The following is a 22,819-nucleotide window of genomic DNA, read 5'->3' as shown; positions in this document are numbered from 1 at the left end:
TTCGGTTAGGGGAGAAACACCCCCCCCCCCCCCCCCCCTCCCCCCTGCCCCCCCTCGGTGGAGGGCGGGGGCCGTCCGGGGGGGGGGAACCCCCCCCCCCCCCCCCCCGCGCGGGGTCGGAGCCGTCAGTCGGATACACCGACGGTCTGCGGCTGCCGCGCCGGGTGGTGCGGCTGTCCGGGCTCGTCCGCGGGGCCTTCCACGGACACCCGGGGCAGCGCCTTGTCCAGCCGCCGGGGCAGCCACCAGTTCGCCCGTCCGCACAGGTGCATGACGGCGGGGACGACGACCATGCGGATCAACAGGGCGTCGAGGGCGACGGCCACCGCGAGGCTGACGCCGAACTCGGAGATGACCCGCATGCCGCCGAAGACGAAGGAGCCGAAGACGCAGACCATGATGGCGGCGGCGACGGCGATCACCTTGCCGGTCTCGGCCTGGCCGACCCGCACGGCACGGCGGCTGTCCCCGGTGTGGGCCCATTCCTCGCGCATCCGGCTGACCAGGAAGACCTGGTAGTCCATGGACAGGCCGAACATGATGCCGACGACCAGGATCGGCACGAACGACTCGATCGGGCCGGCCGCGCCGAGGCCGAGGGCTCCTGCCCCGAAGCCGTACTGGAAGACGACGACGATAGCGCCGAAGGCCACCCCGATGCTGAGGATGTTCAGCACCGCGCCCACGGCCGGGATGAGCAGGCTGCGGAAGGCGATGGTCAGCAGCAGGAAGCCGAGCGCGGCGATCACGAGGACGAACACCGGGAGCTTGCTCATCAGGACCGACGCGAAGTCGTCGTTGCTGGCGGTGACACCGCCGACGTACACCTTCATGGACGTGCCGCGCTCCGCCGGCGGGATCACGTCGTCCCGCAGGTGGTGGATCAGGTCGGAGGTGGCGGCCGACTGCGGGGAGGTGGTCGGGACGACGGAGATCACCCCGACGGTCTGTCCCGCCTTCATGGGCGCGGCGGTGGCACTGGCCACGCCGTCGACCTGCTGGAGCGAGGTGACGAGCTTGGCCTCGGCCGCCCTGTCGGCGGCGGTGGGGGCCTGGACGGCGAGGACGAGCGGGCCGTTGAACCCGGGGCCGAACCCTTCCGCGATCATGTCGTAGGCCTGGCGGTTCGTCGAGGTGGCGGGCAGGTTGCCGTCGTCGGACGCGCCCAGGCGCAGCGACAGCGTCGGGAACGCGAGCGCCACCAGCACGGCCAGGGCGGCCACGCCGAAGAGCTTGGGCCTGGCCTGGACCCGCGTGGCCCACCGACCCCACGGACCGGTGGCGTGCGACGACCGCCCGGCCTGGCCGGCGAGCTTCCGGCGCTCCTTGCGGCTGAGGATCCGCGGGCCGATCATGCCGAGCAGCGCGGGCAGCAGGGTGACGGCGGCCAGCACGGTCAGGACGACGGTGACGGCCGCACCGACGGCCATGCCGTTGATGATGCCGACATCGAGGGTGAGCATGCCGAGCAGCGCGACGACGACGGTCAGCCCGGCGAAGACCACGGCCCGGCCGGAGGTGTTGAGGGCCTTGGCCGTCGAATCGGCGACGCCCAGGCCCGCCATCAGGTGGGCGCGGTGCCGGTTGACGATGAACAGGGCGTAGTCGATGCCCACGCCCAGACCGATGAGCGAACCGAGGGTCAGTGTGGTGTCGGAGAGCGTGATGACATGGCTGAGCAGCATCACCGCGACCGCGGAGGTGCCGACGCCGACGACGGCCGTGATGATGGGCAGCGCCGCCACCCACACCGCCCGGAAGACGAAGAGCAGCACGACGAAGGCGAGGACGATGCCCATGGCGTCGGCGACCGCGTTCGGCTTCGGATCGACGGTGAACGCCTGTCCGTTGAGCGCGATGTGCAGGCTCGCCGTCTCCTGGGCGGTGGCGAGTTCCTCGACGTGGTCGACCTGGGCGTCCGCCACCTCACTCTCGAACGCGACGGTGGCGTAGGCCGTCGCGCCGTCCCGGCTCACCTGCGCCCGCCCGTCCGGCGTGTAGGGGCCGGTCACCGAGGCGACCCCCGGCGCGTCGGCGATGCGCTCGAGCGCATCGGTCATCGCCCGCCGCGCGGCGGGCTCGGTGACCCTGCCGCCGTTCACCTGCCAGACGATCCTGCCGCTCCTGCCCGCCGCGCTGTTCGAGGCGTGCTGCAGCAGGGCCGTCGCCTTGGCGGAGTCGGTGTTCTGCGAGGTCGGGCTGTTGCCGAAGGCGTTGCCGGCCGCGCCGACACCGGCGCCGAGAGCGAGCAACAAGCCCACCCAGGCCAGGACGACGGCGAGCCGGTGCCGGTGGCACCAGTGGGCGAGAGGGGACATCGACGAGCCTTTCCAGTGGAACGTGAAGCGGCCGGGCCGACGTTGCGGCCCACTCTGACGCTCGCATTCCGCTGGTCTCTCGTCATTGGCCGTTCGCAGACACTTGCTCCTGCTGCGTGCGCAGTAGACGGGCGGTCGCGAAACGGCCCGGAGGCACCCGCTGCGCGTCGCCCGTGCTCACCGACGCATCGGCGGGCACGGGCGGTCGCACGTCGGAGTTCTCAGGGGGTGTAGACGGCCGGCCGCGGGGCCGTGGGCATGCCGTTGCCGAGGAAGAAGCTCGGGTGCGGGGGCTGGTTGTAGGCGGTGTTCTGCCAGGCCAGCGCCGTGCGGTACTGCGTGTCGTGCAGCAGCGTGGTGATGCGGAGGTTGCTCTGGTACGGCGTGCTGTAGATGCGCAGGGCGCGGTTGTCGGTGGTGGGCCAGACGACTTCCTCGCGCCAGTCGCCGAGGATGTCCCCGGAGAGGGACGGGGTGGACTTGGTGCCGTTGTTGGAGTGCACGCCGGAGGCGGTGAGCAGGCGGGTGTCGCCGGAGGTGCCGTACTTGTCGATGCGGGTGCCGTCGAGGAGTTCGCGGACGGGGTCGCCGTCCCACCAGCTGAGGAAGTTGACGCTGGACGGTTCGCGGCCCAGGGAGGCTCCGGTGGCGGAGCGCAGTGTGGTGTCGGCGGCGGACCAGGCCTCCGCTCCCGGGCTGCCCGCCCAGACGTCGGCGGCCACGCCGCGGCCGTTGTCGGTGCCGGAGGCGGTCCGCCACAGGATCTGGCCGGTGCGCGCGTCAGCCAGCCACGAGCCGGGCTTGCTGGAGTCCTCGGACACCTTGAAGTACTCCAGGCCCGCCCGTGAGGGGTTGAGGTCGCCGACGTGACCCGCGTCGCCGTGGCCCATCCTGGTCGTCCACAGCCCGCTGCCGTTGTCGTCGACGGTCATCGCGCCGTAGACGATCTCGTCCTTGCCGTCGGCGTCGACGTCGGCGACCGACAGGCTGTGGTTGCCCTGGCCGTCGTAGCCCTTGCCGGCGTTGGAGGAGGAGGTGGTGTCGAACGTCCAGCGGCGGGTGAACTGTCCGTTGCGCCAGTCCCAGGCGGCGATGACCGTGCGCGTGTAGTAGCCGCGCGCCATGATCAGCGAGGGGCGGGCGCCGTCGAGGTAGGCGGTGCCCGCGAGGAAGCGGTCCACGCGGTTGCCGTAGGAGTCCCCCCAGGAGGAGACGGTGCCGCGGCCCGGGGCGTAGTCGACGCTCTGCATCGCCTTGCCCGTCTGGCCGTTGAACATCGTCAGGTACTCCGGGCCGGACAGCACGTAGCCGGAGGAGTTGCGGTGGTCGGCGGACGCGCTGCCGATGACCGCGCCGGTGCCGTCCCGAGTGCCGTCGGCCGTCTTCATCGCGACCTCGGCCCTGCCGTCACCGTCGTAGTCGTACACCTGGAACTGGGTGTAGTGCGCGCCCGAGCGGATGTTGCGGCCCAGGTCGATCCGCCACAGACGGGTGCCGTCCAGCCGTATGCCGTCGACGATCGTGTTGCCGGTGTATCCCGACTGCGAGTTGTCCTTGGCGTTGGTGGGCTGCCACTTCAGGACGAAGTCGAGCGCGCCGTCCCCGTCCAGGTCCCCGACCGAGGCGTCGTTCGCCTCGTAGGTGTAGGCCACCCCGTCCGGGGTCGTGCCGCCGGCCGGCGGCGAGATCGGCACGTTCAGATATCCGGACCTGAACTGGCGCGCGGGCTCGGAGGAGGCCTGCTCGGCGCCGTTCACCACCGCGCGGACCGTGTAGGCGGCCGAGTCTGCGGCGCCGGAGTCGAAGTAGCTGGTGGAGGCGGTGAGGGGCGAGGGGTTGAGCTTGGTTCCGTCCCGGTAGACGTTGAACGCCACGTCGTTCGGGTCGGTGGCCAGCCACCGCCACGACACCAGGTTCCCGCTGCTGGTGTGGGTGCTGGTCAGTCCTCGGTCGAGGCGCTCCACCTGTCGCGCGGTCGCGGCGTGCGCGGTCTGCGGCAGCCCGGTGAGTGCGCTGACGGCCAGTGCGGCGGCGGCGGTCGTGCCGGCGATGAGCCGACTGCTCGGCCGGCGCCGAAGCCGCCGGGGCCGTGGTGCGGTGCGGGGACGCCAGGGTGCGTCGGTCACGATGACCTCCGGGGCGTGGGGGAGGAGGATGAGCAGTGTTCCTGCGGTGGGGCGCGAGGGCGATGGGGCACCCGCGAGATGTGGGAACGCTCCCATGCAGTGCGAGCGTAAGAAGAGGCTGATACCCCGTCAAGGATTCTGTCGGACTTTGGTGTTCGGCCCTGTTGGGACTCGTGACTTTCTCCTTCACAGCTGATTGACAGTCACGTGCCCGCCCGAGAAACTGCGTGATGCCCCTCAGGCGTTGACTGGGATCGATCACAGTCGGCTGACCACCGAACTGCCAAGCACGCCAGTGAAAACCTACGGATGCCTGTGCACAACCCCACTTGTGCTGGGAACGCTCACACGTCGATGGAGCGGGGTCGCGGCACGCGCTCCTGGAGCGCGCATCGCCGACCCGGTGCTCCCGTGTCGGTTGTTGTCGCACCGAAGGGGGTTCACTGCGCTCGCCACGCCTCGACGTACCCACCCCCCACGACCATCCGTCGGCCGGCCGCCGGTCCCACCCGCGGTCGGCGGGACGGAGAGGAGCGACCATGACCCCGACCCGTCCATCCGGCTCCCCGCGGATCAGCCGCCGTACCCTGCTCAAGGCCACCACCGCGACCGCCGGGGCGATCGCCACCGCTGCCGCGTTCGCCGAACTCGAGACGCCTGCCGCCGCCGCGGCGGGTTTCGTCAAGGGCGTCGACATCAGCTGGGTGCCGCAGATGGAGGCGCACGGCTACTCCTGGAGGAACGCGAACGGGCAGCCCCAGGACCTGCTGGCCATCCTCAAGGGCTACGGCATCACCGCGGTCCGGCTGCGCACCTTCGTCAACCCCTCCGGCGACCCGGCCAACGGGCACTGCGCCATCAACGAGGTCGCCGCCTTCGCCAAGCGGGTCAAGGCCGCCGGAATGTCGATCATGCTCGACTACATGTTCGGTGACACCTGGAACTCCGTCGGGGTGCAGAACCCGCCCGCCGCGTGGAAGAACATGACCTACAGCCAGATGCTCACCGCGATGGGCGCGTACGTCCACCAGACGATGACCGTCATGAAGAACAACGACGTGCTTCCCACCTGGGTCCAGATCGGCAACGAGATCAACGGCGGGATATGCCGCCCCGTCGGCAGTGTGTCCAACCCGGCGCAGATGACCGGCCTGCTCAACGCGGCGTACACCCAGGTCAAGGCGGTGTCGCCGAACTCGACGGTGTGCATCCACCTGGCCCAGCCGCAGAAGTACGACGTCATGACGACCTTCTTCAGCCGCTTCGCGGCCAACGGCGGCAAATGGGATATGTCGGTGTTCTCCTCCTACGGCAGCGCCGACGTCGCCCCGGGCATCGTGGCGAACATGCAGAGGATCTCCGCCGCCCACGGCAAGCCGTTCCTGCAGAGCGAGTTCGGCGGCCGGGTGGACCGGGCCTCCTCCACCCAGGCCGCGCTGGTCGCCTACACCAAGGCGCTGAAGGCCAACGGAGGGCAGGGCATCTTCTACTGGGAGCCGGAGTGCATGTCCCCGTTCACCGGCTACGCCATGGGTGCCTGGGACTCCTCCACCCGGCGGCCCACCGTCATCATGAACGGCTTCACGCAGGCCTGAGCGGCACCCGCTTCGGAACAGGAGTTGTAATGGGCATGACTTCAATGGGCCGCCGGGGGCGGCTTCTTCGCATGGGAACGGCCGGTGTGCTGACCCTCGGGGCGCTGGCCGGCAGCGGTGTGGCGCAGGCCGGTGCGGTCACCGTGCGGGCGCTGCCGGCCGGCTGCTCCGGCACCTCGCCGATCACCTGCCACTACGCCGTCGCGCCGGGCGCCTACGACGTGACCGTCTCCCTCGGTGGCACGGCCGCCGGGCAGACCGACATCTGGGCGGAGGCCCGACGGCTGATGCTGCCGGTGACGACGACGGCGGCCGGTGCCACCGCCACCTATTCCTTCACGATCGACGTACGGCAGCCGGAAGGGCAGCCGACGGGTCAGGGCGGCACCGGGACCCCGGGCCTCAACCTCCGGTTCGCCGGGCCCCTCCCGCACGTCTCCGCCGTGTCGGTGCAGCCGGCCACCCGCCCGCTGGTCGCCTACCTGGCCGGTGACTCGACGGTCTGCGACCAGCCGGCCGCTCCCTACACCGGGTGGGGGCAAATGATCACCCCCTCGGTGAAGGCGGGCGCCGTCATCGCCAACTACGGCGACTCCGGGGAGAGTTCGAGCAGCTTCCTGGCCAACTCGGCGCTCTTCCCGGCACTGCTGTCGAGGGTCAGGGCGAACGACGCGGTGTTCATCCAGTTCGGCCACAACGACAAGCAGACCAGCGCCTCCGCCTACCGGAACAACCTCACCTCCATGATCACGCGGGTCCGCGCCAAGGGCGGTGTCCCGGTCCTGGTGACCCCGCCCGTCCGCCGGCTGTTCGACGGCACCAGGCTCACGTCCACGGCGCTGCACGTCAACGGCGTCGGTGCGAACCTGCCCGCCGAGATGCGCGCGGTCGGTGCGGCGCAGAAAGTTCCGGTCATCGATCTGACCGCCAAGAGCAAGGCGCTGGTCGAGTCACTCGGCCCGTCCGCCTCCGCGCAGCTCTTCCTGCGCTCCTCCGTCGACGGCGTCACGGACAACACCCACTTCTCGCAGTACGGCGCCACCCAGATCGGCGGGCTGGTCCTGCAGAGCATCCGGGAGCAGCGCCTGCCCCTGGCCACCCATCTGCGCTGACGAGGCGCGACGGCGCCCGCCTACGGAAGGGACCCGATGAAGAACCTCCGCGTACTGATCACGGCCGCGCTGGTGATCGCCCTGTCGAGCCTCGGCGGTCACCCCGCCACGGCGGCCGAGAGGACCTCGGCGCAGTGCGCCGGCGCCTCCCGCGCCGCGACCCCGGCCGCACGTACGGCGGCCGCCCCGGTCACCGTCTGGCTGGCCGGTGACTCCACCATGGCCAATCCCGGCGCGCGCTGCCCGGTCGGCTGGGGCAGCCAGTTCGACGCCCTGTTCAACAGCGACGTGACCGTCAGGAACCATGCCGTGGGAGGCCGCAGCGTCCAGACCTGGCTGTACGAGTCGAACGTGAGCGCAACCATGGGCGCCGACGGCGAGTGCCGTCTCACGTCCGCCGCGTACTCGTCACGCTGGCAGGCGATGCTGAACGCGAGCACCGGGATGAAGGCCGGCGACTACCTGTTCATCCAGTTCGGCATCAACGACTCCTCCTCCACCTGCCCGCGCCACGTCGGCCCGACCCGGTACCAGCAACTGCTGACCATGATGGCGCGGGCGGCCCTGGCCCGCGGCGCGCACCCGGTGCTGCTGACCCCGGTGGCCGCGCTCACCTGCTCCGGCGCCACGGCGACCAAGAACCGCGGTTTCGTCACCCAGACCTTCGCTGCGGGGAGCGCCACCGGGGCGCCGGTCGTGGACCTCCAGACATTGAGCGTCTCGCTCTACAACAGCCTGCGCTTCTGCCCGCACAACGGCGACTGGGGGTCGGGCCCCGTGGGAGCGTTCTTCTGCGACGACCGCACCCACTTCGACACCTACGGCGCGCAGCGGATCGCGGGCCTCGTCGCCGGGGACGTACGCCGTCAGAACCTCCCGCTCGCCGCGTACTTGAGATAGCGCTCCGCCGCCACTCCGAACCGGTCGTCGAGGGATCACGGTCGGCGCCTTCGGCGCCCGGGAGCGGCTCCACCCCGTTCGTCGTCGACGGCCAGGTCAAGAACGCGCTCTCCGACCCGAACGAGTCGAACGGCCGGTCTACGACAGCGTCTACGCCGGCCGGGGCGGCCACGGGCTGCCGGCCACCGGGAGATGACGCACGCCGGGAGAGGGCGACGCGGGGCGGGCGATCGGCCGGGGCGACGAGTGGGTGACGCGGGGCGGGTGATCGGCCGGGGTGGCGGGGGCAGCGGGACCGCCGCCGCCCCGGACCTCCCGGAGGCCTCCACACGGCTCCGGGAGATCTCCGCCGCCCCGTGCTCCCCTTCTGAACCCGCGGACGCACGAGGAGACGCGCGCGCCGCTCGGGGCGCTGCTGCTGTTGCCGACCGGCCCGGACCGGCGGACACTCCGCCCCTGCCCTGACTCCGACGTCACCGGCCGGGCGGACATGGCTGCTCCGGTGCCGCCGGCCGAGGCCTGGCCGTCGTGGCAGCCCCGGACGCGGACGGCGCACGGAACGAGGCGGCCGGCCACCGAGTTCTCCCTCGGGACAGCCGTGCGGGCACCGGTGCCCGCACGGCGGGTCGCAGTCCTCGGGGTCACCGACGTGGCATGCCTCCAGGGCCCCGGGGCCTGCCTCAGCCCTGTTCCGCGGCGGCCACCCCGCCGACGGCCCGCTTGAAGTCGGGGCAGTCGACGATCGGCTCGTGGTCGCAGACGACGGCGTGCCGGAGGCTGTCGCGCAGCCGCGTCAGCCGCCCGATCTGGGCGTCGAGGTCGCGGGCCCTGGCGTCCATGCGCACCCGCAGCTCCGCGTCTGACGGCCGCGCCGCCAGGAACCGGCTGATCTCGGCGACCGAGAGGCCGGCGCCGCGCGCGCAGGTGATCAGTGCCAGGCGGTCCAACACGTCCGGCGCGTAGGTGCGGCGCAGGCCGTTACGTCCGGCGGGGGCGATCAGGCCCTTGCGCTCGTAGAAGCGCAGCGCCGAGGGAGTTAGCCCGGACAGCCGCGCGACCTCACCGATGTCGACCAGTTCCTCGCCCATCGCACCACCTTGACTTGAACCGCGGTTGAAGTCGCAGCCTAGTCGCCATGAAGATCCATCACCTGAACTGCGGCTCCGTCCGCACGATCGAGGCCACCTACGACGGCCCGCCGCCCGCCCCGGCGGTCAACCACTGCCTGCTGCTGGAGACCGATGCCGACGGATTGGTCCTGGTCGAGACCGGGCTGGGTCTCGGTGACGTCCGGGACCCGGACGGCGCGCTCGGCGCGGAGTGGGTGGCGATGGCCGAGCCCGTGCTCGACGAGGAGGAGACGGCCGTCCGGCAGATCGAGCGGCTCGGCCACGCGCCGTCCGACGTGCGGCACGTCGTCGTGACCCACCTGGACGTGGACCACTGCGGCGGCCTGCCCGACTTCCCGGACGCACAGGTCCATGTGACGGCCGCCGAACTCGACGCGGCCCTCACCGGAGCCCCGAGCGGCCGCTACCGCCCGGCCCGCTGGGCCCACGGCCCCCGCTGGGTCGCCCACGACGAGCCGGGCGAGGACTGGTTCGGTTTCACAGCGCTGCGGCCGAAGGTGCTGCCGCCGGAGATCCTGCTCGTTCCGCTCGGTGGGCACACCGCGGGCCACAGCGGGGTCGCCGTGCTGCAGGACGACCGGTGGCTGCTGCACTGCGGCGACGCGTACTACTACCACCGCGAGGTCGAGGACCTGAAGGAACCGCATCCGCTGCTGGACGTCGTCCAGACCACCTCGCAGGTCCACCGCGACCTCCGGCTGGGCACCCAGGCGAGGCTGCGCGAGCTGGTCCGCGACCACGGCGACCGGGTCACGGTCTTCTCCGCCCACGACCCCTGGGAACTGGCCCGCTTCCACCGGCCCCGGCCCGACCGGCCCGCGCCGCCCTCGACGACGGCTTCCGGGCCGGGCCCGAGACGGGGATCCGCTGCCGAGGGCGGAAGCCAGGCTCGCGCCTGAGGCGAGGCGGGCGAACCCGCCGAGGGGCGGACTGTCACGGCCCCTGCGGGTTCGCGCCCTGCGCCTCGTGACCCGTGGGCCCGCGCCCCGCGGGCTCCGGCCCCGCGCTCCGTGGCTCCTGCCCCGTGCCCTGCGGGTTCGCGCCCCTGCGCCTTGCGGCCCGTGCCTGCGGCCGCCCCCTCGCCCGTGCCTGCGGCCGCCCCCTCGTCCGGGACGTCTCAGCCTTCCAGCGAAGGTGCCGAGCCCGGCAGCGGGCGCCCCGCCGACTCCGCCATGAACCACACGGCCACACCGCCGATCACGGCGGCGGCCATCATGTAGTACGCGGGCATCATCATGTTCCCCGTCGCGCCGATCAGGGCCGTCACCACCAGCGGGGTGGTGCCGCCGAAGAGCGAGACGGAGACGTTGAAGCCGATCGACAGCGATCCGTAGCGGACGTTCGTCGGGAACAGCGCCGGCAACGCGGCGGGCATCGCCGCCGTGAAGCAGACCAGCAGCAGGCCCAGGGCGCCCATGCCGAGCGCGATCGCGAACAGACCGCCCTGGCGGATCAGCAGCAGGGCCGGGACGGACAGCAGCAGGAAGCCCGCACAGCCCACGGCGATCACCGGCCGACGGCCCACACGGTCGGTCAGGGCGCCCGCGAAGGGCTGGACGACCATCATCAGGGCCATCACACCGAGGACGACGAGCAGGCCGTGCGTATCGTCGTACTCGAGCTCGCTGGTCAGATAGCTCGGCATGTACGACAGCAGCATGTAGTCGGTGACGTTGAACACCAGCACCAGGCCGACGCAGAGCAGCAGCGCCCGCCACTGGCCCGTGATCATCCGTCGCAGCGGGACCTTGGGGCGGCTGGACTCGGCCTTCTCGACCTCGGCCGCGAACGCAGGGGTCTCCTCCAGGCGCATCCGCAGGTAGAGGCCGATGACGCCCATCGGGCCCGCGATCAGGAACGGGATCCGCCAGCCCCAGCTCAGCAGGTCCTCGGGGGACAGCAGGGCGGTCATCACCGTGACCAGCCCGGCGCCGCCGATGTACCCGGCGAGCGTGCCGAACTCCAGCCAACTGCCGAGGAAACCGCGCCGCTTGTCGGGCGCGTACTCGGCGATGAAGGTGGAGGCCCCCGCGTACTCGCCGCCGGTGGAGAAGCCCTGCACCAGACGGGCGGCCAGGAGGAGCAGCGGGGCGCCGACGCCGATCGAGGCGTACGACGGGATGAGGCCGATGGCGAAGGTGCCCGCCGCCATCATGATCATGGTGAGGGCCAGCACCTTCTGGCGGCCGACGCGGTCGCCGAGCGGCCCGAAGACCATGCCGCCGAGGGGGCGGACCAGGAAGGCGGCGGCGAAGGCGCCGAAGGTGGAGAGCAACTGGGCGGTCGGGTTCCCGGAGGGGAAGAAGACCTTGCCCAGGGTGACCGCGATGTAGCTGTAGACGCCGAAGTCGAACCATTCCATCGCGTTGCCCAGCGCCGCGGCCTTCACGGCGCGCTTCACGAGTGCCGGGTCGGTGACGGTGGCGTTCCCCGGGGTGGCCGGGGGAGTCGTGCGGGGGGTAGTGGGTGTGGCAGTGGGCAAAACGTCGCTCGCCTACTTTCGTCGGGGGCAGGAACGGGTCTGCTCGACGGCGCCGGCGGCAGGCCAGGACAGCGACGATAGCGGGATCTGCCCCTTTACGTGCCGTATGCACTTCGTTGCTCACTGCACCTTAATGCCGCGCACGCAGGCGCGCCCCGGAGGGATGCCCTGCGGGGCGCGCTGTGAGCCATCTCGCGTTCTGCGACGACAGGTGTCGTCGGCCGGCCCGAGCAGCCCGGACGGCCTGCCGACGGCCTCTCCGCACTCCTCGCGTCATTCGGCCGACGTCACCGCGAGGCAGCGGCCCGCCCGGGCTCGGGCAGGTTCGCGCGTGTCAACTGCCCAGGGTGAAGAAGTGCAGAGGAGAGTTGGGCCGGAAGCCGATCCGTGGGTACACGGGCGCGCCGGCGGCGGTGGCGTGCAGGGTGGCCCGGGTCGCACCGGTCGCCCGGCCCCCTTCGTACAGTGCCTTGCGGGTCACCGCCTCCCCGTAACCCCTGCGCTCCCACCGTGGGTCCGTGGCCACCAGGACGACGAAGAGGCGGCCGTCCGCTTCCACCGTCCCGGCGCACGTCACGGGGACGTCGCCGCGCATCCCCAGGTAGGCGTGTACCTCCTTCTTCCACAGCGCTGAGCCTTCGAGACCGTCCCGGCCGTCCTCCAGCGGCATGCCGTAGGCGCGGGAGTTGAGGTCCGCGTAGGCCCGCAGATGCTCGTCCGTGCCGACCCGCACGAACGTCAGGTCGGGGTGTGTCGGCTCCGGGACGGGCAGCAGGTCACCGGCCATGCCGGTGCCCGAGAAGGCGTGCGCCAGACCGGCACGCCCGACCGCCTCCGTCAGAGTCGCGCGCGCCTCGGGGTCGAGGAGGTCTTCGAAGACCCATAAGAAGCCCGCGTGCGCCTTCGACCGCATGATGTCCGCCGCCCGCCCCAGCCGCTCCTCCATGAGACTCGCGTCCGCCCCGACGTCGGTCAGCGTGACGCAGTTCCAAAAGGCGAACCGGCAGTCCGCCCACCGCACCGCGATGCCCGGCAGGTCCCGCACGTCCGCGCCGGGATCCCGGTCGGACACCATGGCACGCCAGACCATGGCGAGCTGCTCCATCGATTCCACCGCGTCAGCGGTTCTCCTCGTCACCCCGGCTCCTCCGTTCGTTCGTCGACAGTGGCATGTCTGCCCACCGGCGGTGCCGCAGCGAACACGGGCGGGGCCGCCCCGCCCGACGACGTGCCCGCCACCGTCGCCTTCCTGCTGCCGGCCCGGACCGAGCGGGTCACCGGCCGTCCGGGACGTCGGCGGCGGTGTCATGGCCGGCCGCACCTGATGGCACCCACCTCCGGCCTCACACCCAGCCCCGGGCGGCGGCCGCCCCGGGGCACTGCGCGGCGACCGCCCGGGTGACGAACCCGGCGCACCACGGCCCGCGTCCGTGCGTGCGCAGACGTCCTCCAATTCGGTGTTCGGACCATGGCGTGCGCCGTACTGTGAAGCCCGATGACACTCCTACATGCTCATGACTACGGGGGCGATGGCCCGCAACTCGTTCTTCTTCACGGCTTCGGACGGTCGTTCGCCGACTGGGACGCCTCGGCCGCCCTGCTCACCGCCGAGCACCGGGTCCTCGCCGTCACCCTTCCGGGGCACGGCCGCTCACCCGGCATCTCCCCTTGGACCATCCCCGCGGCAGTACGGCACATCGCGGACACGCTCGACGCGCACAACGTGCCGGAAGCCGTGGTCGTGGGCCATTCCCTCGGCGGGCTGGTCGCGGTCGAGTACGCCCGCACATACCCGGACCGCACCCGTGCCGCCGTCAATCTCGACGGCTTCTGGTGGGGACGCGACTACCCCGGCGCCGAACGGGTCGGGGCGGGGCTGCTGGCGTCGGCCGGAGCCATCGCGCCACCCGAGTACGTCGAGGAGCGGGTGGTCAACGCCGCCCGGTTCGGAATTCCCGCCGATCGCGCGGAGGCCGCCACCCGGGCGGCCGCGCGCCCGCTGCCCGACGGCAGGTGGCAGACGCTGCCGGAGCGGGCGGAGGCGCTGGAGATCCACGACGAACTCCTCAGGATCGGCGCGCTCGGCATCGCCGGCCGGCTGGACGGCGTCGACTGCCCGCTGTTGCTGGTACAGGCCGGCCGACGCCTACCGTCCACCCCCGGCATGGAGTGGTTCGACGATGTCAGCGCCCGGTTCGCGCGAAAGGTCGCCGACGAACTGGCCGTGCTCTCCCGCACCCGGCCGACGATCAGCGTCGACCGGATCGACGCCACCCACCCCATGACCCTGGAGACGCCGGAAGCGGTGGCCCAACTGGTCGCGGGGTTCGTTCGAGGACTGCCCGACTGACCGCTGTTCCTCGACAACGCTCGTGGGCAGGGCCCCGTTGCCCCGACGGCGCGGCCAGCGGGGCCCTCCGCCACGAACTCCTCATCCAGGGAGAGGGATCGGTGGCTCGGCCTGACGAGCCCGTGTGGTCACACGGCCACGGACGACCCTCGTCGACCGGCTGCCTCGAGCAGCAGTTTCGCGGCCACCGACGCCCCGTCGGTGCGGATCGTGCCAGCCACGGCCCGCGCCCGCGCCCGGGTTTCCGGAGTCAGGGCTGTGGCGAGCGCGGCGGACAAGGACTCGACGGTGGGCGTCGGGTCGAGGTGAGCCGCTCCGATGCCCAGCTCGGGCACTCGGGCGGCCCAGTACGGCTGGTCCGCGATCCGGGGGACCACCACCTGGGGCGCGCCGGCCCGGGCCGCCGTCGTCGTGGTGCCCGCGCCGCCGTGGTGCACGACGGCGGCCACCCGGCGGAACAGCTCCTGCTGGTTGACCTCGCCGACCACGAAGCAGTCGCCGGCGTCGTCGATCGGGCCCAGGCCCGCCCAGCCACGGGCGAGGACCATGCGGCGGCCTTGCGCACGGCACGCTTCGATGGCCACCCGTGCGATGTCCTTCGGGGCGTGCGCGGCCATGCTGCCGAAGCCCACGTACACCGGCGGCGGGCCGGCCTCCAGGAACACCGCCAACTCCTCGGGAAGTGGACGGTCGTCGGGGAGGATCCACGCTCCGGTCTGGACGATGTCGAGGTCCGTCCTCCCCTGCGACGGCCACAGCGTCGCGTCCGCCGCCAGCCACGGCCGGTCGGTGAGGACGTGGTCGCGGACGTTGTCCACCGGCGGCAGGCCGATCGCGGCCCGGTGCCTGTTGAGCGCCTCGCCGTACAACGCGTTCACCCGCTGGGCGTCCTGCTCCCATAGCACCCGGTTGTCGGTCTCGCCCCGCGGGGACGGCTTGCCCGGCCGCGGTCCCGGAGGGAAGTGCCGCGACGGCAGTCCCAAGGTGTGGAAGCACGCCAACACGTAGGGAAGGCCCAGTTTCTCGGCCACGTCCCGTGCGCCGACCGGCATCAGGCCGGTCGCCAGCACCGCGTCACAGCCCTCGGCCGCCGTGGTGAGCGTGTCGAACCGCGCGGCGACCAACTCGGGGGCGAGCCGGAACGCGTCGCTCGCCGTCGGTGGTTTCGGGCCGGCGACCACCGAGCGCACCGTCGGACCGAGGGGCACCAGCGGCACGCCGACCCGCGCCAGCAGCGCCGCGAACTCCTCGTCCGGAGGCGCGCACACCCGCGCCTCCGCACCGAGTTCCCGCAACTCCACCGCCAGTCCCGCGAGCGGTTCGACATCTCCGCGCGATCCCCATGACGTCAATAACACTCGCACTGCGTCACTCCCATTTTTGGCAGGTTCTGGCTTTCGGCCGCCGATTCTGCGGTACGACGGGGGCCTTGCCGCAAGCCCCCCATTGCGCTATAAGTTGAGAGTGGCAAGGAGTCCGATCTCCTTGCCTTTGTCATGCGGGCTCCAACGGCGCGCCGTCCCGCGCCCGCAGGTCCGGGCAGCCGAACCGGCAGCTTTCGGGTGCCGGCCGGCGTGACAAGAATTCTTGACTCAGAGGACTAGCGACCGCGCCTGAGCCGGTCGGTCCAGCGGCCGAGCCCTCGTCGTGAGCGGCGTGGGCGCGACTGCGGGGATCGACGCTTTACCGCCCTCGCACGGCCCGCACCGCCAGGGCCCCAGTGGTCGTCAGGCGAGAGCAGCGGCGCCTTTCGTTCCGCCTGGGCCCGAATCTCGATGTGGGCTTCGTGAGCCGTGATGCGGAACGCCTCCTCGTACGAGGCCAGGGCCGCACTCATGGCGCCGCCGGCGAGACCCCGTCGGCGGATACGCGCCGCCAGCCAGGTGAAGAAGCCAAGGACCGCGGCAAGGGATCCCACCAAGATCAGGAACGGTAAGAGCGCATCCATGGGCACGAGCCTATGGCGTTGATCCCGACTTCCTCTTGATGCCGGCCATCTTTCCAGTGATGAATCGGGGGCCGTCTGAGCGTGCGGTTCTCGTCGACGTCTTCCGCCCTGCCGTTTCCGAGGGGTGCCCGGAGTGGGGAGTTCTCGGAAATCCGCCAGGGGTTTGACCCGGCAGCGTGGTGGAGCGCCCCTGGGTCATGCACTGGTACACGCGTGACCGGTGAGAGGAACTGGTCACGACCGCCGGGCCGGCCGTGACCGCGGTCACCGATCCGCACGGCGAGCCCGTCCTCGCCGGGCGGCCGACCTGCACTTCCGGATCCGGGCCGCCACCTGACCGCCGCTGCCCTGGACAAGCCGGGACGGGACAGGGAGGAACCTCACCGTCTCCGTCACCGGCCTTCTCAGGTCGGGACGCCAGCGGTCAGGGGCAGCGGTTCCGCCACCCGAGATCGCCGGATGCACCCGAGGGAGCCTCAGGACCCCTTACAGCACGGCGGACGAGTTCCAGCACGTCAGGGATGCCGGCCGGCTCCGGTTCAGCACGGAGGCTCTTCTTCCTCGCGCTCGCGGGCGCGCAGCGTGTCGACCTGCCGGCGCCACACGAGAGCCTCCTCCTGCCTGCCCAGCCTCTCCAGGACGTCGGCCAGTCGGCGCGCGGCTGCCGAGGATCCCGCTTCCGCGTTCTGCGCCAGGTACGGCACCGCTTCCTCCGGGCGCCCCTGCCTCGTGAGGAAGGCAGCCAGGTCGTCACGTGCGTGGAAGCCGAGGTAGTCGGGTCGATGAAGGTCGTGGCGGTACCAGTGCTCGGCTTCGGACGGACGTCCCTCTTCGTCGAGCAGATGGGCAAGTGCCGAGGGCGCGTGCGGATCACCGGTGTCGATGGCCTTGCGGGTCCAGAACTCGCACTCACCCGGGTCCGCCCACGCGCGCATGCTGCGGATCGCCGCGACCGAGCCCGCTTCCGCGGCGCGCCTGCACCAGGACGCGGCTGTGACATCGTGAGCCCTGCCGTACGGTGTCTCCCTCGACGCTCGGTCGTGATGGAGTCCCGACAGGGTGTACATCGCCTCGGGGTCGCCCGCCTCAGCCGCGGCCAGGAGCCACTTCTCGGCCTCGTCCGGGTGGCGTGATTCGTACAGATAAGTCCCGAGTTGTCGCATCGCAGTCACGTCGCCGGCCTCCGCAGCCGACTCGACACCCTGGGCCAACGGCTCCGGAGGCTGCCATCGCGCCATCTGTTCCCCCTGCTCCACCCCGTGTGCCCGAGGTTCTTGGGACCCCGGGCGTCTCCGCACCCGTAACGCGGCGGTTTCCCAAGATCCTAGGCGTGTTCCGACAGACATCGTCCCCCGACAGCAGGGACACCGTTCAGGCGAGGGGACGGCGGCGCAGGCGCCGAGCGGTTACCGGGCTGACGATCGCCGTGACGAGCGACTCGAACAGACCGCGGGCCGGCCGGAGCCGTTGCCGCCGCAGGGCACGACGAGCCTGTCGTCGCGATGAGGCGACCGTGCTGGTCGCCGCGCCCAACGAGTGCTGGTGACCCGCCGTCATGGGACTCCCGGTCCGAGCGCCCGGGCCTCAGGAGGGCGTCGCAGCGCGATCGGACTCGCTACGGAGGACACAGAATTCGTTGCCTTCAGGATCGGCCAGGACGGCCCAGCCCGCGCCGTCGGGCTTCCGGTGATCAGTGAGCAGGGTGGCTCCGAGACTCAACAGCCGCTCGATCTCCTCCTCGCGCGATGTCGTCGGACGCAGGCACAGATGGATCCGGTTCTTGATCGTCTTCGGCTCCGGCACCTGGTTGAAGTACAGCACCGGGCCTTCCGCGAGCATCACCTGAGTCTCCCGGTCGCCCCTTCTGGCCTGCGGGTCCAGGGGACAGCCGGTCACCTCACTCCAGAACCGAGCCAGCTCATAGGCGTCCGAACAGTCAATCGCCACGTTCTGTATCACCGAAACCATGCAGGCGATCGTGCCTCAGCGTCGGCGCAGCCCGCTACCGGACCTGCGTGTCAGGCTGCACCTGCCTTGCGACGCACCGGACGCCGCGAGCTGATCGGCCTCCCCTTTCGTTCAAAAGTCTCAGGGGTCCTTGCACTATGTCCGCCTGAGCCGCACGGCCCGGGCGCACATAGTCCTGTCGCATCCCCTGACACGCCGCAGGGCACCTCCGTCGGACCCGCACATGTCAGGTACGGGCGAGCTGATGGACACGCGGTGTGCAGCCGTCCGCCATGCTGTCGTCACCAGGGTGCACAACCATCACACAGGGTCCGCCAGCACCGCTCACCACTCACTCACGGCGGCAGGCCCCACCCGGCCCGCCGTGCATCCTGGAGACTCAGTTGACCACAGCTCCACCCCTTCAGCCCGTCACGTCGGACCCGGGCGGGACGAGCGTGCCCGCCCCGCCGGCTCGCAAGGGTCCGGCCAGGACCGTCGCCCGCCGCTGGGGGCCCGCTGCCGGTGAGAGCGTGGTCGCCGTGGTGGCGGCGTTGGGGTTCACCGCCTGGGGGCGGTCGATCGACAACAACCCGATCACCCGCATCGGCCAGGTCAGCGGACTGTCGAACCTTCAGTTCCGCCTGGCGCTGCTCGTGCTGGTGATCGTGGGTGTCGTGGTCTGGGCGACCGTGCGGGCGAGCGGACGCGTCCGCGCCCTGACCGTACGGCTGGCCGCCGCGGCCGTTGCCGGGCTGAGCACCGGTTACCTCGGCGCCGGCCAGGTCTTCGCCCTGCGGGGCACACCCTGGCCGCTGAACGGACCCTATGCCGACAACAACCGCATTCTCGGCTGGGCGGAGCAGGTGCTGCACACCGGCTCCATGGACGCCTTCTATCCGCCGGCGGTCCCGTACCTGCTCGGGTACACGGCCAAGGCCGGCTTCTTCGACGGGCAGCCCGCCTTCGCTCTGAAGTGGTTGTTCATCGCCTTCCTCGCACTGACCGGCCCGGCCGCCTACCTGGCCTGGCGCATGTGCCTGACGCCGCTGGCGGCGCTCGCCGTCGGCCTGCTGCCCGCGCTCCAGCAGACGCTGCCCCTCAAGCCCTACAGCCCGTTCGTCCTCGTGGTGCTCCTGCCGCTGATCGCGAAGCTGCTGCTGTGGCTGAAGGCCTCACCCCGCTTCACCACCCGAGGCACGGCGCTGCGCGGCGGCCTCCTCGGGGCCCTGCTCGGCCTGCTCTTCCTCATCTACGCGGGCTGGCACCTCTGGTCGCTGCCCGGCGTGATCATCGCCGTCCTCTTCTTCTACCCGTGGCGGACGGCCCCCTTGCGCGGCCTGCTCTTCCTCGGCAGTTGCCTGGCCGCGTTCCTGCTCGTGGCCGGCGTGTACCTGCAGGTTCTGCTCGGTGCCACCGGCACCCGCGACCAGTGGTGCTCCGGGTACGCGCTGACCGAACCGGCCTACATCGGCACGCCCCCGCTGAGCAGCCGGGCGTGGGACGAGCCGGGGGAGTACCCGGGCATGGGCGACTTCTCCGGGCTGCACGTGTACGCCGTCGTGATGCTGATCGGGCTCGGCATCGCCGTCGCGTTCGGCCTGCGCAAGGCCGTCGTCGTCGCCCCGCTCGCCTGTTTCGCCAGCGCGTGGCTCATCCGCTTCTGGCTGGCCGGCCACATGGAGGCGGACCAGCAGGTGCAGCTCTTCCCGCGCACGATGATGCAGATCCAGGTCACGCTGACGGCGCTCGCCGTGCTGTCGTGCATCCTGCTGACCAGGAAACTGGCACCGCTCGTCCGACGGGCGGCGGCGCCCACCACGTCCCCCCGGCAGTTCACCGCCGCCGGAGTGCTCCTCGCCATGGCTCTGGCCGGCGGCATGATCGGCTCGTTCTTCACCAACCAGTACCTGCCCACGGCGCCCCAGGAGCATCTCGTGGGATCGATGGCCTGGGAGTCCCACCAGTTCCGCAAGCCGGACGGGACGTGCTCGAAGTACGCCGACCACCACACCTGCAGGGACTTCCCCGACCGCCCCGTCATCGAGACAGCGCCGGTCGACCGTCTGGTGTGCGAGTACCCGTGGCGCAGGGTCGGGCCGGACGGTTCGGTCGAGGTGGTACTGACCCGACTGTGAGCAGGACGGCTTCGCAGGGCGCGCGCCGGCGCAGCATGGGAGCACGGACGACCGCTCATGCGATGCTCACGTCATGACGCACCGAACCGAGCTGGTCACCGCTCGCCGACCCGGTCAGGACGCTTCCGCGCTGGGCCGGCTGCTGACGGCCTACCATCTACAGACGCAGGCCGAGAAGGGTGAGGCCGTCGGCGGTGTGGATGCGTTGCCCGACCGCTACCGGATGGAGATCGTGGACCCGCAGGCCGTGTTCGTCGACGATGCCGTGCTGCTCGCGTGGAGCGGGGACAGCGCGGTGGGATGTCTCGTGGCGACCAGGCCTGTCGACGGGCGGTGCGAGCTCAAGCGACTCTGGACGGACCCGGCCTTCCGGGGTCAGGGTGTCGCGTCCCGCCTGATCAGAGCGGCAATCGAGCATGCTGAGGGCAGCGGCGTCAGTGCCGTGCGGCTGTCGGTGTGGGAGTGGCGGACCGGCGCGATCGGTCTGTACGAGCGGTTCGGGTTCACGGTCGTCCCGCCGTGGGACCAGCGGGACCGGCTGGTCTCATGGAACGACGGTCGACGGCTGCCGGGACGGGTGGTCGGGGGTGAGTTCCCGGACAGGGCGACGTCCGCGCGGCGGCGCCTGCCGGTGATCCCGTCCTGGGGCAGCCGGTGCGGGCGGTGCGGGCGGTGCGGGCGGTGCCCCGGTGGGGTGCGGCCGGTGCGGTCGGGCCAGGCAGGATCGCTCGGCCGGGAGTGATTGTGAGGGGAAGGGGCACGCGGTGCAGCGGAAGCGACCGACAAGTGAGCCCCAGGGAGTTTGTGATGGTCATCGCCGTTGTCATTGCCGCCTGCGTCGTCCTGGCCGTGCTGGCCTTCTTCCTGCCTCGTCTGTCCAGGCATCCGCAGAACGGCGCCCAGCGCGGCCTCGGAGCCGGCTCACGGGCCGGCGCCAAGGCTCCCGGACGGTTGGGGCGACTGCTGAGCAAGCCCTTCAGCTCCAGTTCCCGCGCGGTCGGCCGCAGTGGCTCCGCCGGGCGTCGCGCCCGCGGCCGCCTGCCGTTCTGAGCACCGTCCGCCGCGGTCGGCGGTGGGCGGTCGACGGCCGGCGCGCGCTGCGTCGCCGGCGCCTCAGAAGGGCGTCGACCCTGTCGGCACCGAGGCACACCCAGGAGTTTTGTGATGTCACAGCACGACGATGAGGTCCGTTCGTACGAGGACGACGAAGCGAGAGTCGAGGAGGACCTGCTCGACGGCATGAGCGTGGACGAACGCCGGCCGGAGAAACCGATCCTCCTCGACGCCGACGGAAGTCCCCTGGACACCTGGCGGGAGAACTATCCGTACGACCGGAAGATCAAGCGGGCCGAGTACGAGCGGACCAAGCGCGTGCTGCAGATCGAGCTGCTGAAGATGCAGCGCTGGGTGAAGGAGACCGGTCAGCGGATCGTGGTGCTCTGCGAGGGCCGCGACGCGGCCGGCAAGGGCGGAACGATTCAGCGGTTCACCGAGCGGCTCAACCCGCGAGGCGCTCGGGTCGTGGCACTGCAGAAACCGACGGAGCGGGAAATGGGCCAGTGGTACTTCCAGCGCTATGTGCCCCATCTGCCGTCCCGCGGTGAGATCGTCTTCTTCGACCGTTCCTGGTACAACCGGGCCGGTGTCGAACGTGTCATGGGCTTCTGCACCGAGGTCGAGTACCGCACCTTCCTGGAACAGGCTCCGCTGTTCGAGGAGATGCTGACCAAGGACGGCATCCTGATGGCGAAGTTCTGGTTCTCGGTGTCCCAGGCCGAACAGCGCACCCGCTTCGCCATCCGCCAGGTGGACCCCGTGCGCCGTTGGAAGCTCTCGCCCACCGACCTCGCCTCGCTCGACCTGTGGGACGACTACACCACCGCCAAGGTCGACATGTTCCGGGCCACGGACACGCCGCACGCCCCTTGGACGGTGGTGAAGAACAACGACAAACGCCGCGGCCGGCTCGAGGCCATGCGCAGTCTCCTGGACCGCTGCGACTATCCCGCCAAGGACCACGAGGCCGTGGGCAAGCCCGACCCGCTCATCGTGGGCGCCGCGAACACCCTGCTGGAGGCCGGTGAGGAACCCACCGACCTTTCCCCCACCCCGTTGGCCGGCTACGACCACCGCCCCGGCCACCACCCCGGGAACACCGACGGGGCGCAGCGCTGACCCCGGCGTCGCCTACGGCACCCCCACCAGGCCCCAGCCGCGGCGGGCCGTCTCCCGTGCCACGCGGGGCCCGTTCGCCGAGGAGCGCGGTGAAGGCCTCGAACGTGTCCGGGCGTCCTGCCCAGCCCTCACGCTGCGCACCGAAGGGCCCGCGCAACTCCTCGAGGAGGGGCTCCACCCGGGTGCCGGGCCTGGACCTTGCCCAGCCGTTGTGCCGGCCGAACGCGGCGAACCATTCGTCATCGGCGGCCGTCGGCCGGATCGCGTCGTCGAGCGCGGGGGGCTTCTATCGCTCCGATGCCCACCGGCACGCCGAGCCGACGCGGCGGTCTGGCCACCGGCGGCGTCAAGCAGTGACGCCGCCGGCGCACAGACCACCCTTCCCGCCGTACCGGCTGACCCGCTGGACGGCACCTGGTCCGCCGCCCCGGAGCCGGGTGTCGTCCGCCGGGCCCGGTGCCCCGGCCGGCGGTCCTCCGCGTCCGCTCCGGCGCCTCGGTCGACGGACGGTCCGGCTTCGCCGTCGAGTGGGAGTGCCCGGCTTTGGCGGGTTCCGGTGAGGCGGCCTGTCCGCTCGTCGGTTGCTGCTGAGGGGGAT

At 71.4% G+C, this 22,819-nt stretch carries 17 protein-coding genes; 9 read left to right on the top strand and 8 right to left on the bottom strand.

Annotation, left to right across the window (positions count from 1 at the left end):
• Positions 1 to 125: 125 nt before the first annotated feature.
• Both ACZ4YY_RS13265 and ACZ4YY_RS13260 read right to left on the bottom strand, forming a co-directional pair.
• Positions 126 to 2,318: an MMPL family transporter gene (locus tag ACZ4YY_RS13265; protein WP_468288052.1), complete on the bottom strand. Its 2,193-nt coding sequence runs from the start codon at positions 2,316 to 2,318 to the stop codon at positions 126 to 128.
• 221 nt (positions 2,319 to 2,539) lie between these two features.
• Complete coding sequence (locus ACZ4YY_RS13260; protein ID WP_468288049.1) at positions 2,540 to 4,444, bottom strand: rhamnogalacturonan lyase; 1,905 nt, start codon at positions 4,442 to 4,444, stop codon at positions 2,540 to 2,542.
• A 539-nt stretch (positions 4,445 to 4,983) separates the two neighbouring features.
• On the opposite strand from ACZ4YY_RS13260, the gene ACZ4YY_RS13255 reads away from it, so the two are divergent.
• From ACZ4YY_RS13255 to ACZ4YY_RS13245, 3 genes are read left to right on the top strand one after another with little or no spacing between them, the layout of a single operon-like run.
• The gene (locus ACZ4YY_RS13255) at positions 4,984 to 6,039 is read left to right on the top strand and encodes a glycosyl hydrolase 53 family protein (protein ID WP_468288047.1); all 1,056 of its coding nucleotides are present in this window, start codon (positions 4,984 to 4,986) and stop codon (positions 6,037 to 6,039) included.
• A 29-nt stretch (positions 6,040 to 6,068) separates the two neighbouring features.
• Positions 6,069 to 7,151: a rhamnogalacturonan acetylesterase gene (locus ACZ4YY_RS13250; protein ID WP_468288044.1), complete on the top strand. Its 1,083-nt coding sequence runs from the start codon at positions 6,069 to 6,071 to the stop codon at positions 7,149 to 7,151.
• 36 nt (positions 7,152 to 7,187) lie between these two features.
• On the top strand, positions 7,188 to 8,051 hold the full coding sequence (locus ACZ4YY_RS13245) for a GDSL-type esterase/lipase family protein (RefSeq protein ID WP_468288042.1): 864 nt from the start codon (positions 7,188 to 7,190) through the stop codon (positions 8,049 to 8,051).
• 680 nt (positions 8,052 to 8,731) lie between these two features.
• Here the strand turns inward: ACZ4YY_RS13245 and ACZ4YY_RS13240 are convergent.
• Complete coding sequence (locus tag ACZ4YY_RS13240) at positions 8,732 to 9,139, bottom strand: MerR family transcriptional regulator (RefSeq protein ID WP_468288039.1); 408 nt, start codon at positions 9,137 to 9,139, stop codon at positions 8,732 to 8,734.
• Positions 9,140 to 9,186: 47 nt separating this feature from the next.
• Between ACZ4YY_RS13240 and ACZ4YY_RS13235 the strand changes: the two genes are divergently transcribed.
• Positions 9,187 to 10,080, top strand: coding sequence for an MBL fold metallo-hydrolase (locus ACZ4YY_RS13235; RefSeq protein ID WP_468288037.1), 894 nt, complete (start codon positions 9,187 to 9,189; stop codon positions 10,078 to 10,080).
• Positions 10,081 to 10,298: 218 nt separating this feature from the next.
• Here the strand turns inward: ACZ4YY_RS13235 and proP are convergent, their stop codons facing one another.
• Both proP and ACZ4YY_RS13225 read right to left on the bottom strand, forming a co-directional pair.
• Positions 10,299 to 11,663: a glycine betaine/L-proline transporter ProP gene (gene proP, locus ACZ4YY_RS13230; RefSeq protein ID WP_468288034.1), complete on the bottom strand. Its 1,365-nt coding sequence runs from the start codon at positions 11,661 to 11,663 to the stop codon at positions 10,299 to 10,301.
• Positions 11,664 to 11,997: 334 nt separating this feature from the next.
• The gene (locus ACZ4YY_RS13225; RefSeq protein WP_468288551.1) at positions 11,998 to 12,768 is read right to left on the bottom strand and encodes a GNAT family N-acetyltransferase; all 771 of its coding nucleotides are present in this window, start codon (positions 12,766 to 12,768) and stop codon (positions 11,998 to 12,000) included.
• A gap of 390 nt (positions 12,769 to 13,158) precedes the next feature.
• Between ACZ4YY_RS13225 and ACZ4YY_RS13220 the strand changes: the two genes are divergently transcribed.
• Positions 13,159 to 14,013: an alpha/beta hydrolase gene (locus ACZ4YY_RS13220; protein ID WP_468288031.1), complete on the top strand. Its 855-nt coding sequence runs from the start codon at positions 13,159 to 13,161 to the stop codon at positions 14,011 to 14,013.
• A gap of 128 nt (positions 14,014 to 14,141) precedes the next feature.
• Here ACZ4YY_RS13220 and ACZ4YY_RS13215 read toward each other — a convergent pair whose 3' ends face one another.
• The 3 genes from ACZ4YY_RS13215 to ACZ4YY_RS13205 form a co-directional block, all read right to left on the bottom strand.
• Positions 14,142 to 15,377 carry a glycosyltransferase gene (locus ACZ4YY_RS13215; protein WP_468288028.1) on the bottom strand — a complete coding sequence of 412 codons (1,236 nt, stop codon included), beginning with the start codon at positions 15,375 to 15,377 and terminating at the stop codon, positions 14,142 to 14,144.
• Between the two features lie 1,123 nt (positions 15,378 to 16,500).
• On the bottom strand, positions 16,501 to 17,217 hold the full coding sequence (locus tag ACZ4YY_RS13210; RefSeq protein ID WP_468288026.1) for a tetratricopeptide repeat protein: 717 nt from the start codon (positions 17,215 to 17,217) through the stop codon (positions 16,501 to 16,503).
• Between the two features lie 328 nt (positions 17,218 to 17,545).
• Entirely contained in the window at positions 17,546 to 17,929 is a 384-nt protein-coding gene (locus ACZ4YY_RS13205) for a VOC family protein (protein WP_468288023.1), read from the bottom strand.
• A gap of 383 nt (positions 17,930 to 18,312) precedes the next feature.
• Here ACZ4YY_RS13205 and ACZ4YY_RS13200 point away from each other — a divergent pair, with 383 nt between their 5' ends.
• The 4 genes from ACZ4YY_RS13200 to ppk2 all read left to right on the top strand — a co-directional run bounded on the left by ACZ4YY_RS13200 (position 18,313) and on the right by ppk2 (position 22,221).
• Entirely contained in the window at positions 18,313 to 20,046 is a 1,734-nt protein-coding gene (locus ACZ4YY_RS13200; protein ID WP_468288020.1) for a hypothetical protein, read from the top strand.
• Positions 20,047 to 20,119: 73 nt separating this feature from the next.
• On the top strand, positions 20,120 to 20,788 hold the full coding sequence (locus tag ACZ4YY_RS13195; protein ID WP_468288017.1) for a GNAT family N-acetyltransferase: 669 nt from the start codon (positions 20,120 to 20,122) through the stop codon (positions 20,786 to 20,788).
• A gap of 65 nt (positions 20,789 to 20,853) precedes the next feature.
• A complete protein-coding gene (locus ACZ4YY_RS13190) occupies positions 20,854 to 21,096 on the top strand; it encodes a DUF6411 family protein (protein WP_468288014.1) in 243 nt (80 codons plus the stop codon).
• A gap of 114 nt (positions 21,097 to 21,210) precedes the next feature.
• Positions 21,211 to 22,221, top strand: a complete 1,011-nt coding sequence (gene ppk2, locus ACZ4YY_RS13185; RefSeq protein WP_468288011.1) for a polyphosphate kinase 2 — start codon at positions 21,211 to 21,213, stop codon at positions 22,219 to 22,221.
• Positions 22,222 to 22,819: the final 598 nt, after the last annotated feature.

It is taken from the genome of Streptomyces sp. NPDC030143 (genome assembly GCF_055573695.1).
The sequence above is the reverse complement of the archived record's forward strand: the minus strand, read 5'-3'. Positions and strand labels throughout refer to the sequence as shown.